Source organism: Paenirhodobacter sp. (genome assembly GCF_041916475.1).
GTDB lineage: Bacteria > Pseudomonadota > Alphaproteobacteria > Rhodobacterales > Rhodobacteraceae > Rhodobacter.
On the sequence record NZ_JAYRZN010000003.1, the window covers coordinates 64,211 to 79,632 of the forward strand.

At 67.5% G+C, this 15,422-nt stretch carries 12 protein-coding genes; 6 read left to right on the forward strand and 6 right to left on the reverse strand.

From position 1 onward, the window contains the following. Window positions 1-63: 63 nt before the first annotated feature. Genes ACOMG5_RS02090 through ACOMG5_RS02105 form a run of 4 tightly spaced genes read right to left on the reverse strand, consistent with a single transcriptional unit; the run spans window position 64 to window position 6,071 of the window. Window positions 64-1,233, reverse strand: a complete 1,170-nt coding sequence (locus tag ACOMG5_RS02090) for an ABC transporter permease (protein ID WP_420342122.1) — start codon at window positions 1,231-1,233, stop codon at window positions 64-66. Beyond that, complete coding sequence (locus ACOMG5_RS02095) at window positions 1,230-2,225, reverse strand: ABC transporter permease (RefSeq protein WP_420342123.1); 996 nt, start codon at window positions 2,223-2,225, stop codon at window positions 1,230-1,232. Before ACOMG5_RS02095 ends, ACOMG5_RS02090 begins: the two co-directional genes overlap by 4 nt. Window position 2,226: 1 nt before the next feature. Further along, on the reverse strand, window positions 2,227-4,131 hold the full coding sequence (locus tag ACOMG5_RS02100; RefSeq protein WP_420342124.1) for an ABC transporter substrate-binding protein: 1,905 nt from the start codon (window positions 4,129-4,131) through the stop codon (window positions 2,227-2,229). After that, the gene (locus ACOMG5_RS02105; protein ID WP_420342125.1) at window positions 4,128-6,071 is read right to left on the reverse strand and encodes an ABC transporter ATP-binding protein; all 1,944 of its coding nucleotides are present in this window, start codon (window positions 6,069-6,071) and stop codon (window positions 4,128-4,130) included. The genes ACOMG5_RS02100 and ACOMG5_RS02105 overlap by 4 nt, the downstream gene beginning before the upstream one ends. Window positions 6,072-6,188: 117 nt before the next feature. Between ACOMG5_RS02105 and ACOMG5_RS02110 the strand changes: the two genes are divergently transcribed. Continuing rightward, complete coding sequence (locus ACOMG5_RS02110) at window positions 6,189-7,154, forward strand: hypothetical protein (RefSeq protein WP_420342126.1); 966 nt, start codon at window positions 6,189-6,191, stop codon at window positions 7,152-7,154. Here ACOMG5_RS02110 and ACOMG5_RS02115 read toward each other — a convergent pair. Continuing rightward, a complete protein-coding gene (locus tag ACOMG5_RS02115) occupies window positions 7,151-7,729 on the reverse strand; it encodes a histidine phosphatase family protein (RefSeq protein ID WP_420342127.1) in 579 nt (192 codons plus the stop codon). The two genes, ACOMG5_RS02110 and ACOMG5_RS02115, sit on opposite strands and share 4 nt — an antisense overlap. A gap of 12 nt (window positions 7,730-7,741) precedes the next feature. Then, entirely contained in the window at window positions 7,742-8,671 is a 930-nt protein-coding gene (locus ACOMG5_RS02120; protein ID WP_420342128.1) for a LysR family transcriptional regulator, read from the reverse strand. 130 nt (window positions 8,672-8,801) lie between these two features. Here ACOMG5_RS02120 and chvE point away from each other — a divergent pair, with 130 nt between their 5' ends. Genes chvE through araD form a run of 5 tightly spaced genes read left to right on the forward strand, consistent with a single transcriptional unit; the run spans window position 8,802 to window position 15,389 of the window. Beyond that, the gene (chvE, locus tag ACOMG5_RS02125) at window positions 8,802-9,866 is read left to right on the forward strand and encodes a multiple monosaccharide ABC transporter substrate-binding protein (RefSeq protein WP_420342129.1); all 1,065 of its coding nucleotides are present in this window, start codon (window positions 8,802-8,804) and stop codon (window positions 9,864-9,866) included. A gap of 48 nt (window positions 9,867-9,914) precedes the next feature. Then, complete coding sequence (gene mmsA / locus ACOMG5_RS02130; protein ID WP_420342130.1) at window positions 9,915-11,429, forward strand: multiple monosaccharide ABC transporter ATP-binding protein; 1,515 nt, start codon at window positions 9,915-9,917, stop codon at window positions 11,427-11,429. A gap of 11 nt (window positions 11,430-11,440) precedes the next feature. Then, window positions 11,441-12,670: a multiple monosaccharide ABC transporter permease gene (gene mmsB / locus ACOMG5_RS02135; RefSeq protein ID WP_420342187.1), complete on the forward strand. Its 1,230-nt coding sequence runs from the start codon at window positions 11,441-11,443 to the stop codon at window positions 12,668-12,670. Window positions 12,671-12,674: 4 nt separating this feature from the next. Then, on the forward strand, window positions 12,675-13,634 hold the full coding sequence (araD1, locus tag ACOMG5_RS02140) for an AraD1 family protein (RefSeq protein WP_420342131.1): 960 nt from the start codon (window positions 12,675-12,677) through the stop codon (window positions 13,632-13,634). Between the two features lie 9 nt (window positions 13,635-13,643). Next, complete coding sequence (araD, locus tag ACOMG5_RS02145; protein ID WP_420342132.1) at window positions 13,644-15,389, forward strand: L-arabinonate dehydratase; 1,746 nt, start codon at window positions 13,644-13,646, stop codon at window positions 15,387-15,389. Window positions 15,390-15,422: the final 33 nt, after the last annotated feature.

Consider the following 15,422-nt stretch of genomic DNA (forward strand, 5'->3'; position numbering starts at 1 on the left):
ACCGATCCTTGGGAAATATTTCCATGGGCAGCAAGAGCGGAGCCCTTTCCCCGTAAAACTTCTTCAATGGTATGGATCCGCTGCATCACGCAGCCCGTCGCCCAGGAAATTGAACGCGAGGATGACCAGCACCACCGGCGCCATCGGCCACAGCAGCCAGGGATAGAGCGCGACGATATTGATGCCGCGCACCTCGGTCATCAGGATGCCCCAGCTGGTGATCGGCGGCCGGAGCCCGAGGCCGAGGAACGTGAGCGCGGTTTCGCCCAGGATCATCCCCGGCACCGAAAGGCTCGCCGAGGCGATCAGATGCGACATGAAGCCCGGGATCAGGTGGCGCCCGATGATGCGGGGCGGCCGCGCTCCCATCAGCTCGGCTGCGAGCACATAATCCTCCTCGCGCAGCGAGAACAGCTTCGAGCGCACCGCCCGCGCCTGGCCCGTCCAGTCCAGCATGCCGAGGATCACGGTGATGCCGAGGTAGACGAGGATCGGGCTCCAGCTGAGCGGGATGATCGCGGCGAGCGTCATCCACAGCGGGATCGAGGGGATCGACTGGATCACCTCGATCGAGCGCTGCATCAGATGGTCGAACCAGCCGCCGCGATAGCCCGCGATGCCGCCGATGACGATGCCGAGCGTGAAGCTCACGATCGTGCCCAGAAGCCCGATGGTGAGCGAGATCCGCGCGCCATACAGGATGCGCGAGAATACGTCGCGGCCGAGCCGGTCCGTGCCCAGCAGGTTGAACTGCCCGCCCTGCGCCGGGCAGAACAGGTGTCGCTCCGCCGCCACCAGCCCCCAGAATTCATAGGGCTCGCCGCGGCAGAAGAAGCGCAGCCGCTGCACGTCGGCAGGGTCGTCGGTATAGACGCGCTTCAGGTCGGTCATGTCGAGCCGCATCGTGCGGCCATAGACGAAGGGGCCGATGAAGCTGCCCTCGTGGAACAGGTGAACGCGCTGCGGCGGGGCATAGATCGTGTCGAGGTCGCGGCTGTCCAGCCGGTAGGGCGCCAGGAATTCGGTGATCAGCAGCGAGCCATACATCAGCACCAGGAACACCGCCGAAATCAGCGCGATCCGGTGCCGCTTGAACCGGGTCCAGATCAGGCGCAGCTGCCCGGCGCGGCCCATGCCCGCATCCGGCCCGCCCGGCTCCTGCGCCGGATCGAACGGCGCCTCGGAGACGAAATGCGGCAGCTCCGCGCCCGGTGGCGGCAGGGGGTTGCTCATCCGCGCCTCCCTTGCAGCCGGATCCGCGGGTCGAGCAGGCTCAGCGCGATATCGGAAACGAGCACGCCCAGCACCGTCAGCACCGCGAGATACATCAGGAACGATCCGGCCAGATACATGTCCTGGCTCTGCAGCGCGCGGATCAGCATCGGCCCGGTGGTCTCCAGCGACAGGATGATCGCCGTGACCTCCGCGCCCGAGATGATCGAGGGCAGGATCGAGCCAATATCCGAAATGAAGAAGTTCAGCGCCATCCGCAGCGGATATTTCAGCACCACCCGCGTGGGCGACAGCCCCTTCGCGCGCGCGGTGACCACATATTGCTTGCCCAGTTCATCGAGCAGGTTCGCCCGCAGCCGCCGCGCCATGCCCGCCGTACCCGCCGTGCCGATGATGATCACCGGGATCCACAGATGTTCGAGGATGGAGCCGAACTTCGCCCAGCTCATCGGCTGATCCAGATATTGCAGGTCCATCAGATGGCCGATCGAGGTGCCGAACCAGATATTGGCGAAATACATCAGGATCACCGCCAGCATGAAATGCGGCACGGCGATGCCGATCAGGCCGATGAAGGTCAGGCCGTAATCGCCCCAGCTGTACTGGTGCATCGCCGAATAGAGCCCGATCGGGAAAGCCAGCAGCCAGGTGAAGATGATCGTCACCACGCTGACCAGCATGGTCAGCCAGAGCCGGTCCCCCACCACCTCGTTCACCGGCATCCGGTATTCGAAGCTGTAGCCGAAATCGCCGTGCAGCATGCCCTTCACCCAGTGCACATAGCGCAGGGGGGCCGGGTCGTCGAAATGGTAGCGCGTGCGGAGGTTCTCGATCTCCTGCAGGTCGGCGGGCTCGCCGAGCATTTTCAGCTCCTGCACGTAGCTCTCGAAATAGTCGCCCGGCGGCAGTTCGATGATGGTGAAGACCAGCACCGAGATCACGAACAGCGTGGGGATCATCACGAGGATCCGGCCGATGATGTAGCGCAGCATGCTAGGCCTCGTCCTGGAGCCAGAAGGTATCGGGCATGTAGATCCCCAGCATCGAGGTTGGCTGGAAGCCGATCATCCCCTCGTCGGGCACGTTTTGCAGCCGCGCCGCCCGCACCACCGGCTGCTTGGTGCCGTTCACCGTGCCGATGGTATAGACCTGATCGGCATGGATCGACAGCATCCGGTGCCAGACCTCGAGCCGCTCGTCATGGCTCCGGCTCCGGCGCCAGCGCCCGACGAGATCCACCAGCTCCTGCACCTCCGGCGCCTCGGGCTTGATCCCCTGCTTGCCCTTGGAGGCGTAATAGACCCCCCATTGCGGCCAGGAATACTGGTCCTCGGTCGTGGGCGCGAGTTCGTAGGGCGGCATTTCCGCCGTCGGTACGGCATTGTCGAGCCCCATCCAGACCGCCATCGATGTCAGCCCCGCCATCGAGCGGCTGCGGAACAGGTCGCGCTGCGAGGCGCGGGTCCAGAGCGCGATGCCCACCTTGCGGAAATGGTCGGCGATCAGCTCCAGCACATCGGCCTCGACCGTGCTTTCGCCCGCGGTTTCCACCATGATCCCGGCCTTGCGGCCATCCGGCAGGCGGCGATAGCCATCGAGCCGTATGGGCGAGAACCCGGCCTGATCCAGCAGCGCATTGGCCTGCTCCGGGTCGTGCCAGGCCCAGGCCCGGGCATATTCGGCGCGGTAAAGCGGGCTTTGCGGCAAGACGGTATTGGCGCTCTCGCGCGCCAGGCCGAAGAACAGCGCCTTGTTGATCTCGGTGCGGTCGATGGCCAGAGACAGCGCGCGGCGCACCCGCACATCGCGGAACAGCCCGCGCAGCATCGGGTCCGAACAGGTCAGGTTCGGCAGCAGCGCCACCTGCGAGCCCTGCGTGCGGGTCCACAGATCGACCTTGATCCGGAACCGCTCCTCGGCCTCCTTCACCAGCGTATAGTCCTGAAAGCCGATGCCGAAGGCCTGCAGGTCGCTTTCGCCGGTGGCGACCTTGGCGGGGATGATGTCGTAGCTCGACACGTTCATCACCACCTTGTCGATATAGGGCAGCTGGCGGCCATCCTGATCGACCCGGTGGAAATAGGGGTTGCGCTCGAAGACGAATTGCTGCGCCGGCGGCAGGGTGCGCGGCCGCCAGGGCTCCAGCGTCGGCAGGTCCGGGTTCTCCGGCCGGGTGACGCGGCTCATCTTCTGGTGCAGCGATTGCCAGTCATCGACCCGCTGCGCCACGACCAGCGCATCGAGCTCCGCCTGCGGCGTATAGCTCTGGTGGAACCCCTTCATGTAATGCGCGGGCATGAAGATGCGCACCGGCGAGGGCGCGGCCAGCATCGGCAGGAAATCGGGCAGCGGCGCGGGCCAAGTGTAGCGCACCGCCGTCTCGTCCAGCACCTCGAATACCGGGCCCTGCCCCTCCACCCGCAGCTCCGGCAGCATGCCGCCGAGGTCGTCGCGCAGGATCACGTCTTCCCAGCAGTAGCGGAAATCCTCCGCGGTGAAGGGGTGCCCGTCGGACCAGCGGTGCCCGCGGCGAAGCCTGAGCGTGAAGATCCGGTCCTCCTCCACGTCCCAGGAGGAGAGGATATCGGGGCGCAGGTTCAGGCCGAAATCATAGCCCGCCAGCCGCGCATAGCCGTTGATCGGCATGAAGCGAATGTCGCGCTGGCCGCCGATCAGGATCCGGATGGTGCCGCCCTGCCGCCCGGTGCTGCGCCCGATCTGCGGCAGATCGACCACGCGCGGATCGAGCGGCAGGCGCCCGTTCACCGGCGGCATTTCCCCGGCCGCCACCGCCGCGTCGAGATAGGCAGGCCCGGTATAGGCCCGCGCCGCGCCGGGGCCGAAGGCCGCCCCCGCCGCCAGCGCCGCCAGCAGTTCGCGCCGCGTGAGCCCGCTCATCGCATCCCTCCCGCCGCACGCTCCGCTATCGGCTGCATCCGCACCAGATGGCCGCCGCCCAGATCGGTCAGCACCGCGGGCTGCGCCGGGCTCTCGCGGAAGGCCTCGGGCCAGAGCGCCTCGGCCTCGCCCGCAGGCACCCGCGCCGCCGAAATATCCAGCGGGCAGTTCAGGTCCGGCACCGGAATCGCCGCCAGCAGCGCGCGCGTATAGGGATGGACCGGCGCCTCCATGATGATCTCGCGCGGGGCGATTTCCACCAGACGGCCGCGCCACATCACCGCCACCCGGTCGGCCATATAGTTCACCACCGCCAGGTTGTGCGAGATGAACAGATAGGTCAGCTGCAGCTCTTTTTGCAGATCTTTCAGCAGGTTCAGGATCTGCGCCTGGACCGAGACATCGAGCGCCGAAACCGCCTCGTCGCAGACGATGAACTCCGGCGCCAGCGCCAGCGCCCGCGCGATGCCGATGCGCTGGCGCTGCCCGCCCGAAAAGCTGTGCGGAAAGCGGCTGGCCGCGCCCGGCCCGAGCCCGATCGCATTCAGCAGCGCCGCGACCTTCGCGCGCCGCTCCGCAGGCGTGCCGCGGCGATGGATATCGAGCGGCTCCGAGAGGATGCTGCCCACCGTCATCCGCGGCGAAAGCGAGGACACCGGATCCTGGAAGATCATCTGCACCCGGCTGCGCAGCGCCGCGAGCTGCGCCCCCTCCGCCGCGCCGATATCGGCTACCAGATCGCCATCGTCATAGGTGATCGTTCCGGCATCGGGGCGGATGGCATGGACCAGCATCTTGCCCACCGTGGTCTTGCCCGAGCCGCTTTCGCCCACGAGCCCGAGGCATTCGCCGCGGAAAATGTCGAAGCTGACGTCGTCCACCGCTTTCACCGGCGCCTGTTTGCGCGCAAGGAGCGACCAGGACTGGCTGCGCTGCTCGAAGGCCTTCGTCACCCCCCGGAGCGAGATCAGTGGCCGCTCCGGATGCCCGCCCGCGGGCAGCTCCGCCGGGCGGCGCAGCCGCGCCAGCGCATGGATGCCCTCGGCCGGGATCTCGCGCAGCGGCCGCAGGCGCTCGCGCCCATGCGGCCCGAGCTTCGGCACCGCCTCCATCAGGCCGCGCAGGTAGGGATGCGTCGGCGCGGTGAAAATCGCCCGCGTCGGGCCGGATTCCATGACCTTGCCCTGGTTCATCACCACGACTTCATCGGCCAGGTTCGCCACCACGCCGAGATCATGGGTGATCAGCAGGACCGCCATCTCGCGCTCGCGCTGCAGGTCGCGGATGAGCGCGAGGATTTGCGCCTGGATCGTCACGTCGAGCGCCGTCGTCGGCTCGTCCGCAATCAGCAGCGACGGGCCGCAGATCACCGCCATGGCAATCATCGCGCGCTGCCGCATCCCGCCCGAAAGTTCGAACGGATACATGTCGAACACCCGCGCCGGATCGGCGAAGCCAACCCGCCCCAGCATCGCCTCGCAGCGCGCCCGCAGTGCCGCGGGCGGCATCGGATCGTGCAGGCGCAGCGCCTCCGAGACCTGATTGCCGATCGTATGCAGCGGCGAGAACGAGGTCATCGGCTCCTGGAAGATCATCCCGATCTGCCCGCCCCGGATCGCGCGGATCGCGCGGCCATCGCGCGGCAGGCTCAGCAGGTCCACCGGGGCGCCCTGGCCCGGGTGGAACAGGATCCGCCCCGAAACACGCGCCTGCGGCGGCTGCAGGCCCATGATCGTCTGGCCGGTGATGCTCTTGCCAGAGCCCGATTCGCCCACCAGCGCCGTGACCTTGCCCGGCAGAATGCGCAGGCTCGCCCCGGCCACGGCCGAAAACGTGCCGTTCAGGAGCGGGAAATCCACCCGCAGCCCCTCCACGCGCAGCAGATCGTGTGCCGATGTCTGTGTCTGAGCCAGAGCCGGTCTCCCGTCCTTTGCCGTCAAGATTATGGTACGGCGCCCTCCTGTCGAGACTTAACCTCCCGAATGTGGAGCACGCCATGGCAATTTCCGCTCCGGCGCGCGAAATTGCCGGGAGCAATGAGCAGGGAGACGAAGCCGATGACAGCCAAGGCGCGACTGGTCGCGGAAATCGCCGCGGCGGTGGCCGAGGCCCGCAGCGGCGATATTGCGGCCGCCCGCGCGCATCTGGAGCGAATCGCCGCGGATCCGGAGGCGGGAGTGCTGGGCGAGGCGACCCTGCTCGGCCTGCCGCGCAAACTGCATGCGGCGCGGCTGCGCATCGCCAAGATCGCACACGACAAGGTGGCCGTGGCGGGGCTGCAGGCGACGGCGGTGCCCCCCGCCGGCGCGCTCGAAGGCCTGTTCGCGGCCGATGCCGCCCTGCGCGCGGCCTGCGTCGCGGTAGCGGGGCAGCCGGTGCCACGGCTGCTGCATCAGGTCTGGATCGGGGGTCCGCCGCCCGCGGCCTGCGCGGCCTGGGCGGATTGGGCCGCGCGCCACGGCTGGCGCTACCGGCTGTGGGACGAGGCGGCGCTGGCGGAAGCGGGCATCACCGCCGATCCGCTCTGGCGCGCCATGTGCGCGGCGGGGGATATCCCGGGCGCGGTGGATGTCGCGCGCTACCGCCTGCTCGAGGCCGAAGGCGGGCTCTATCTGGATTGCGACTGGTTCCCCGCCCAGCCCGAACTGCCGCCCGAGGCGCTGTTCCCGCAGCGTGGCCTCTCGGTTCTGGCCGAGCCCGCGCCGCGGCAGGTGGCGGGCGCGCACCTGCTGCTCTCGAATGCGCTGATCGCGGCGCCGACCGGGCATCCGGCCTTCGGCGCGCTCCGCCGCGCGCTGCCGCAGGTGATGGCGCGGCTGCCGCGGGGGCCCGCCTGGTGGCAGACCGGGCCGCTGCCCTTCACGCTCGCGCTCCGGCAGGGGCCGGTGACGGTGCTGGACGCGGCGATCATGGCCGGGCACCTGCCGCAAGGCGCCCCGCGCGCCGAGGCCGAGGCGATGGCCCGGGCCACCACCGGCGCGGGCTTCCTGATCGCCTGGAAGGGCTGGCCCGCGCCGGGCTAATCGATCCGGAGCGTCTCTATCCCGCCGCCGGGGCGCAGCCGAAACACGAGCTCCTGCGCCGCATCGAGATGCAGCGCCTGCGCCAGCGTCAGCCCGGCATGCAGCCCGCGCAGAAGCCGCCCCGAGAAGGCATGGCTAACAAGGACCACCCCCTCCGGCCGGGCGGAGGCCGCTTGCAGCACCGCCTCCAGCCGCGCGCGAAAGGGCGCCAGCCCCTCGCCCTGCGGCGCATGAAAAATCCACTCCCGCGGCGGACGCGCCTTGCGAAACCCCGGCCACCCGGCCTTGACCTCCTCCCGCGTCATCCCGTCCCACAGCCCGAGCGAGAGCTCGCGCAGCCGTGCATCGGTGCGCAGCACCGCCCCGGGCAGCGCCTGCGCCAGAATCCGCGCGCTTTCCTGCGCCCGGGCCTGCGGGCTCACCCAGATCTCCGGCCGCGCGACCAGCCCCGCCAGCAGCGCCCCCGCGCCCCGCGCCTGCGCCCGCCCGCGCGCCGTGAGCGACGAATCCGTCCAGCCCTGATAGCGGCCCTGAAGGTTGTATTCGGTCTCGCCATGCCGCAGCAGATAGATCATCCGGCCCCCGCCTCAGAAATGCCGGATCGTGTCGCGGGTGCGCGCGAACAGCAGCTCCGCCGCGCGCGACATTTCGCGCCCGCGCGGGCGCAGGATCAGATAGGGCTCCACGGTCACCAGGCGGTTCAGTTCCAGCCGCCGGAACCCCGCCGAGACCGGCGGCTCCAGCATCAGATCCATCACCTCCTGCGACATCGGCGCGATCGCATCGGAATCGCGCAGCAGCGCCACGATCACCAGCAGCGAGGAGGTGGTGGTCACATCGGCCGGGGCGCCCAGGCCCTCGTCGTGGAAGGCCGCCTCGATCGCGCGGCGGATCGGCGTGCCATGGTCCTGCAGGATCCAGGGCAGATGGCCAAGCGCGCTAAACGGCACCGGCCCGCGCCCGAGCATCGGATGGCCTTCGCGCACCATCATCCGCACGATCTCGTCGCGCGCGGGCTCGATCTCGAAGGCGCGGTCATTCACATCGGGCGGCAGCCGCGCCAGCGCGAAATCCAGATCGCCCCGCTCCAGCGCCTGCACCAGCGTCTGCGAAGGCGCCACCTCCACCGCGACATCGACCCCGGGCGCACGCGCCTTCAGCCAGCGGATCGCGGGCACCAGCTGCCCGAGCGCCGGGCCCGTGACCGCGCCCACCCGCACCGAGCCGCCGCGCCCCGCGCGCATCTCGGCGAAATCGGCGCTGAGCCGGGCCAGGTCGCGGATGATCCGCCGCGCATGATGCACCACCAGCGCCCCGGCGGGGGTGGGCTCCATCCCCTTCGGCGTACGGGTAAAAAGCCGGGTGCCGAGCTGGCTCTCGATTTCGGCCAGCATCCGCGAGGCGGCCGGCTGGGTCATGCCACAGGCCGATGCCGCGCCCTGCAGCTGGCCGCCCTCGGCGATCTCCACGACAAGCCGGCTCTGCACAGGGCGCATGTTCGCCAGAAAATCCGCCATCCATCATACCAATAAAGTTATCCGACTCCATGATATTGGTATTTGATCGGTATGTCATGCGCGATTACAGAAGATCAGCTCCCCACCGGGGAGGGAGGGCGGGGCGTTGGGCCCCGCAAGGGAGGACAGCATGAACTTCTTGAAGATGGCGGGTGCGCTCGCCGTGAGCCTGTGCGCGCTCACCGCCCAGCTGCATGCCGAGGGCAAGGGCCTGATCGGGATCTCGATGCCGACCAAGAGCTCCGCGCGCTGGATCGACGACGGCAACAACATGGTGAAACAGTTCCAGGCCGCGGGCTACGACACCGACCTGCAATATGCCGAGGACGATATCCCGAACCAGCTCGCCCAGATCGAGAACATGGTGACGAAGGGCGTCAACGTGCTGGTGATCGCGGCGATCGACGGCACCACCTTGTCGAACGCGCTGGACAATGCCGCCGCGGCCGGGGTGAAGGTCATCGCCTATGACCGCCTGATCCGCGACAGCGGCAACGTGGATTATTATGCCACCTTCGACAATTTCAAGGTCGGCGTGATCCAGGCGACGTCGCTCGTCGATGGGCTGAAGGCGCGCTTCCCCGATGTGAAGCCGTGGAACGTGGAGCTGTTCGGCGGCTCGCCCGACGACAACAACGCCTATTTCTTCTACAATGGCGCGATGTCGGTGCTGCAGCCGATGATCGACAAGGGCGAGATCAAGATCCCCTCCGGCCAGACCGGCATGGACAAGGTCGGCACCCTGCGGTGGGACGGCGCGGTGGCGCAGGCGCGGATGGATAACATCCTTTCGGCCAACTACACCCAAAGCCATGTGAACGGCGTGCTGGCGCCCTATGACGGGCTGTCGATCGGGATCCTGTCCTCGCTGAAGGGCGTGGGCTATGGCTCGGGCGACCTGAAGATGCCGATCGTCACCGGCCAGGATGCCGAGGTGCAGTCGGTCAAGTCGATCGTGGCGGGCGAGCAGTATTCGAGCGTGTTCAAGGACACCCGTGAGCTGGCCAAGGTCACCGTCGGCATGGTCGATGCGCTGATGCAGGACAAGGAGCCGCCGGTCAACGACACCAAGACCTACAACAACGGCGTCAAGATCGTCCCGTCCTACCTGCTGGATCCGGTCGAGGTGGACAAGAGCAACTACGAGAAGATCCTCGTGGGCTCGGGCTACTACACCGCGGACCAGCTGAAGTGACACCGGGGGGCCGCCCCGCTGGGCGGCCCATCCAAGGAGGGAGGCCACATGTCCACGATCCTCGAGATGCGCGACATCACCAAGGAATTCCCCGGGGTGAAGGCGCTCGACCGGGTGAATCTCTCGGTCGCCAAAGGCGAGATCCACGCCATCTGCGGCGAGAACGGCGCCGGGAAATCCACGCTGATGAAGGTCCTGTCCGGGGTCTATCCGCATGGCAGCTACACCGGCGAGATCCGCTATGATGGCGCCACCGCCACCTTCCGCGACCTGAACGACAGCGAGAGCCGCGGCATCGTCATCATCCACCAGGAACTGGCGCTGGTGCCGCAGCTCTCGATTGCGGAGAACATTTTCCTCGGCAACGAACGCGCCACCCGCGGCGTGATCGACTGGAAGGAAACCTACCGCCGCACCGAGGAGCTTCTGGCGAAAGTTGGGCTGCGCGATGCGCCGGGCACGCTTGTGGAAACCATCGGCGTCGGCAAGCAGCAGCTGGTGGAGATCGCCAAGGCGCTTTCGAAGGACGTGAAGCTGCTGATCCTCGACGAGCCGACCGCGGCGCTGCAGGAAAACGATTCGAAGAAGCTGCTCGATCTGATGCTGGAGCTGAAGGCGCAGGGCGTGACCTGCATCATCATCAGCCACAAGCTGAACGAGGTGCGCTACGTCGCCGATACCGTCACCGTGATCCGCGACGGCACCTCGGTGTCACGGCTCGATGCCAAGGGGCTGAGCGAGGACAAGATCGTGCGCGACATGGTCGGGCGCGACATGTCGCACCGCTACCCCGAGCGCACGCCGAACCCGGGCGAGACGGTGCTCGAGGTGAAGAACTGGAACGTCTGGCACCCGGAGCAGGCCGAGCGGCAGGTGATCGAGGACATCTCCTTCGCGGTGCGCGCGGGCGAGGTGGTGGGCATCGCCGGGCTGATGGGCTCCGGGCGGACCGAGCTCGCCATGTCGATCTTCGGGCGCAGCTGGGGGCGCAACATCTCGGGCGAGGTGCAGATGCGCGGCCGGTCGGTGGATGTCTCGGACGTGCCGCGCGCGATCGCGGCCGGGCTCGCCTATGTGACCGAGGACCGCAAGCACCTGGGCCTCGTGCTGGATGAAAGCATCCGCTTCAATACCACGCTCGCGAACCTGCCCGGCGTTTCCAAAGCCGGCGTGCTGAACGAGGCCGAGGAAACCGCCGTCGCCGAGAAATACCGCCGCGCCATGGCCACCCGCACGCCCAGCGTGATGCAGAAGGTGGGCAACCTGTCGGGCGGCAACCAGCAGAAGGTGGTGCTGGCGAAATGGCTGTTCACCGGGCCCGAGGTGCTGATCCTCGATGAACCTACGCGCGGCATCGACGTCGGCGCGAAATACGAAATCTACACGATCATCAACGAGCTGGCCGCACAGGGCAAGGCGGTGGTGATGATCTCGTCGGAGATGCCCGAGCTGCTCGGCATGTGCGACCGGATCTATGTCATGAACGAAGGGGCCTTCGTGGGCGAGCTCAGTGCCGCCGAGGCCAGCCAGGAGCGCATCATGTCGCTCATCGTCACGGAGTAAGGGGAATGGCGATGCAATCCACCGAAGCCACGGGCGGCGGCAAGACCGATCTGACCGGCTATCTCAAATCCCACATCCGCGAATACGGCCTGCTGTTCGCGCTGATCGCGATCATGGTGTTCTTCCAGATCGTCACCGGCGGCACGCTGATGCGGCCGGTGAACATCACCAACCTGTTCTTGCAGAACAGCTACATCATCATCATGGCGCTCGGCATGCTGATCGTCATCGTCTCGGGCAACATCGACCTCTCGGTGGGCTCGGTGATGGGCTTCATCGGGGCGCTGGCGGCGGTGCTGATCGTGCAGTTCGGCGTGCCGGTCTGGCTCACCGTGATCATTTCGCTCGCGCTCGGCGTGGTGATCGGCGCGGCGCAGGGCTACTGGGTCGCCTACTGGAAGATCCCCTCCTTCATCGTGACGCTGGCGGGGATGCTGGTGTTCCGCGGCGCCTCGCTGTGGCTGCTGAACGGGCAGTCGGTGGGCCCGTTCCCGATGGAGTTCCAGCGCCTCTCCACCGGCTTCATTCCGGATCTGTTCCCGCAAGGCCTGACCCAGGGCGCGGGCGCGCTCTTCGGCGAGCGCAACCTGAACCTGCTGTGCATGGGCGTGGGCATCGTGGCCTCCGTCGCGATCATCTGGACGGGGCTGAAGGCGCGGGCGCGCGACGCGGCCTATGGCATCACCGGCGAACCGGCGAATTTCTTCTGGCTGCGCAACATCATCGTTACCGGCGCGCTGCTGTTCCTGAGCTACAAGCTCGCGACCTTCCGCGGCCTGCCCAATGTCCTCGTGAGCATGGCGGTGCTGACCATGATCTATGCCTTCATCACCCAGAACACGGTGATCGGGCGGCGGATCTATGCGCTCGGCGGGAATGCCAAGGCCGCGAAGCTCTCGGGCATCAAGACCGAGCGGCTCACCTTCCTCGCCTTCGTCAACATGGGCTTCCTCGCGGCGCTGGCCGGGCTGATCTTCGCCGCGCGGCTGAATACCGCAACGCCGAAAGCGGGCTTCGGGCTGGAGCTCGACGTGATCGCGGCAGTGTTCATCGGCGGGGCCTCGGCTTCGGGCGGCACCGGCAAGGTGATCGGCGCGGTGGTCGGCGCCTTCATCATGGGGGTGATGAACAACGGCATGTCGATCATGGGCATCGGCATCGACTACCAGCAGATGATCAAGGGGCTGGTGCTGCTCGCCGCCGTGATCTTCGACGTCTACAACAAGCAAAAGCAAGGCTGATCCAATGCATCTGAGCCAGTTGAAAGCCGGCGGGGTGATCCTGCGCCGGGCGGAGAAGGCAACCCTGATCCCGGGCGCCACGATCTATGACCTCGCCGCAAGCGCCATCGCCCGGGGCGCGAAGCTCGCCGATGTGCTGCCCGAGGGCGGCGAGACGGTGGACCTTCCGGCTCTGGCCGCGGCGGGCAAGCTCGACGTGCCCGTCCGGCATCCGGAGCCCGCGCGGATGTATCTGTGCGGCACCGGGCTCACCCATACCGGCTCCGCCTCCACCCGCGATGCGATGCATGCGCAATCGGACCAGATCTCGGATTCGATGAAGATGTTCCGCATGGGGATCGAGGGCGGCAAGCCTGCCGAGGGCGCGGTGGGCGTGCAGCCCGAATGGTTCTACAAGGGGCCGGGCACCGAGGCCGTGGCGCCGGGCGATCCGCTCACCTCGCCGGGCTTTGCGCTCGATGGCGGCGAGGAGCCCGAGATCGCGGGCTTCTACCTGATCGGGCCGGATGGCACGCCGTTCCGGATCGGCTTCTCGCTCGCCAACGAATTCTCGGATCATGTGACCGAGAAGATCAACTACCTCTTCCTCGCGCATTCGAAGCTGCGCCCGGCCGCCTTCGGGCCGGAGCTGCTGGTGGGCCCCCTGCCCCGCCATATCGAGGGCCGCTCGCGGATCCTGCGCGGCGGCGCGGTGATCTTCGACAAGCCGTTCCTCTCGGGCGAGGACAACATGTCGCACACGATCGCGAACCTCGAGCACCACAACTTCAAATACGCGCCGTTCCGCCGCCCGGGCGATCTGCATGTGCACATGTTCGGCACCGCGACGCTCAGCTTCGCCGACAAGATCACCCCGCAGGCAGGCGACGTGTTCGAAATCTCGGCCCCGGCCTTCGGCCTCGCGCTCAGCAACCCCCTCGCCGTGGCCCCCGATCGGGGCCTCGCCGCGGTCGTCACCCTCTAGGAGGCCCCCATGTCCAGCTTCACGCCCGCTCCCTGGCCGCGCCCGCTCCGCTCGCAGCACTGGTATGGCGGCAATTCCCGCGACACGATCTATCACCGCGGCTGGATGAAGAACCAGGGCTACCCGCACGACCTGTTCGACGGGCGCCCGATCATCGGCATCCTGAACACCTGGTCGGATCTGACGCCCTGCAACGGGCACCTGCGCGAACTGGCGGAGAAAGTGAAGGCAGGGGTCTGGGAGGCGGGCGGCTTCCCGGTGGAGGTGCCGGTGTTCTCGGCCTCGGAAAACACCTTCCGGCCGACCGCGATGATGTTTCGCAACCTTGCCGCGCTCGCCATCGAGGAGACCATCCGTGGCCAGCCGATCGACGGCGCGGTTCTGCTCGTGGGCTGCGACAAGACCACGCCGAGCCTGATGATGGCGGCTGCGAGCTGCGACATCCCCTCCATCGTCGTCACCGGCGGGCCGATGCTGAACGGCTATTTCCGCGGCGAGCGGGTGGGCTCGGGCACCCATCTGTGGAAATTCTCCGAGATGGTGAAGGCGGGCGAGATGACCCAGGACGAGTTCCTGGAGGCCGAGGCCTCCATGAGCCGCTCCTCGGGCACCTGCAACACCATGGGCACCGCCTCCACCATGGCCTCCATGGCGGAATCGCTGGGCATGGCGCTCTCGGGCAATGCGGCGATCCCCGCGGTGGACAGCCGCCGCCGGGTGATGGCGCAGATGTCGGGGCGGCGCATCGTGCAAATGGTGAAGGACGATCTGAAGCCCTCCGACATCCTCACCAAGCAGGCCTTCGAGAACGCGATCCGCACCAATGGCGCGATCGGCGGCTCCACCAATGCGGTGATCCACCTGCTCGCGCTCGCAGGCCGGGTGGGCGTGGATGTGACGCTCGACGACTGGGACCGCTGCGGGCGCGATGTCTCCACCATCGTGAACCTGATGCCCTCCGGCAAATACCTGATGGAGGAGTTCTTCTATGCGGGCGGCCTGCCGGTGGTGATCAAGCGGCTGGGCGAAAACGGCCAGCTGCACAAGGGCGCGCTCACCGTCTCGGGCCAGACCATCTGGGACGAGGTGAAGGATGTGGTGAACTGGAACGAGGATGTGATCCTCCCGGCCGACAGGCCGCTCACCGCGCATGGCGGCATCGCCGTGCTGAAGGGCAACCTCGCGCCCAATGGCGCCGTGCTGAAGCCCTCCGCCGCCTCCGAGCACCTGCTGGTGCACCGCGGCCGCGCCGTGGTCTTCGAGGACATCGACGACTACAAGGCCAAGATCGAGGATCCGGAGCTGGATATCGACGAAACCTGCGTGATGGTGCTGAAGAACTGCGGCCCCAAAGGCTATCCGGGCATGGCCGAGGTCGGCAACATGGGCCTGCCGCCCAAGGTGCTGAAGAAAGGCATCACCGACATGGTGCGGATTTCGGATGCGCGGATGTCGGGCACGGCCTATGGCACCGTGGTGCTGCATACTTCGCCGGAGGCCGCAGCCGGCGGGCCGCTCGCAGTGGTGCGCAACGGCGACATGATCGAGCTCGACGTGCCGAACCGGCGGCTGCATCTGGATATCTCCGACGAGGAGCTGGCCACCCGGCTGGCCGCCTGGATGCCGACGCATGATCTGCCCGAGAGCGGCTATGCCTGGCTGCATCAGGCGCATGTGCAGGGCGCCGATACCGGGGCCGATCTCGATTTCCTGAAGGGCTGCCGCGGCAATCCCGTGGGCAAGGACAGCCACTGACCGCTCCGCGCCCCCTAGAAGAAAGGACCACAC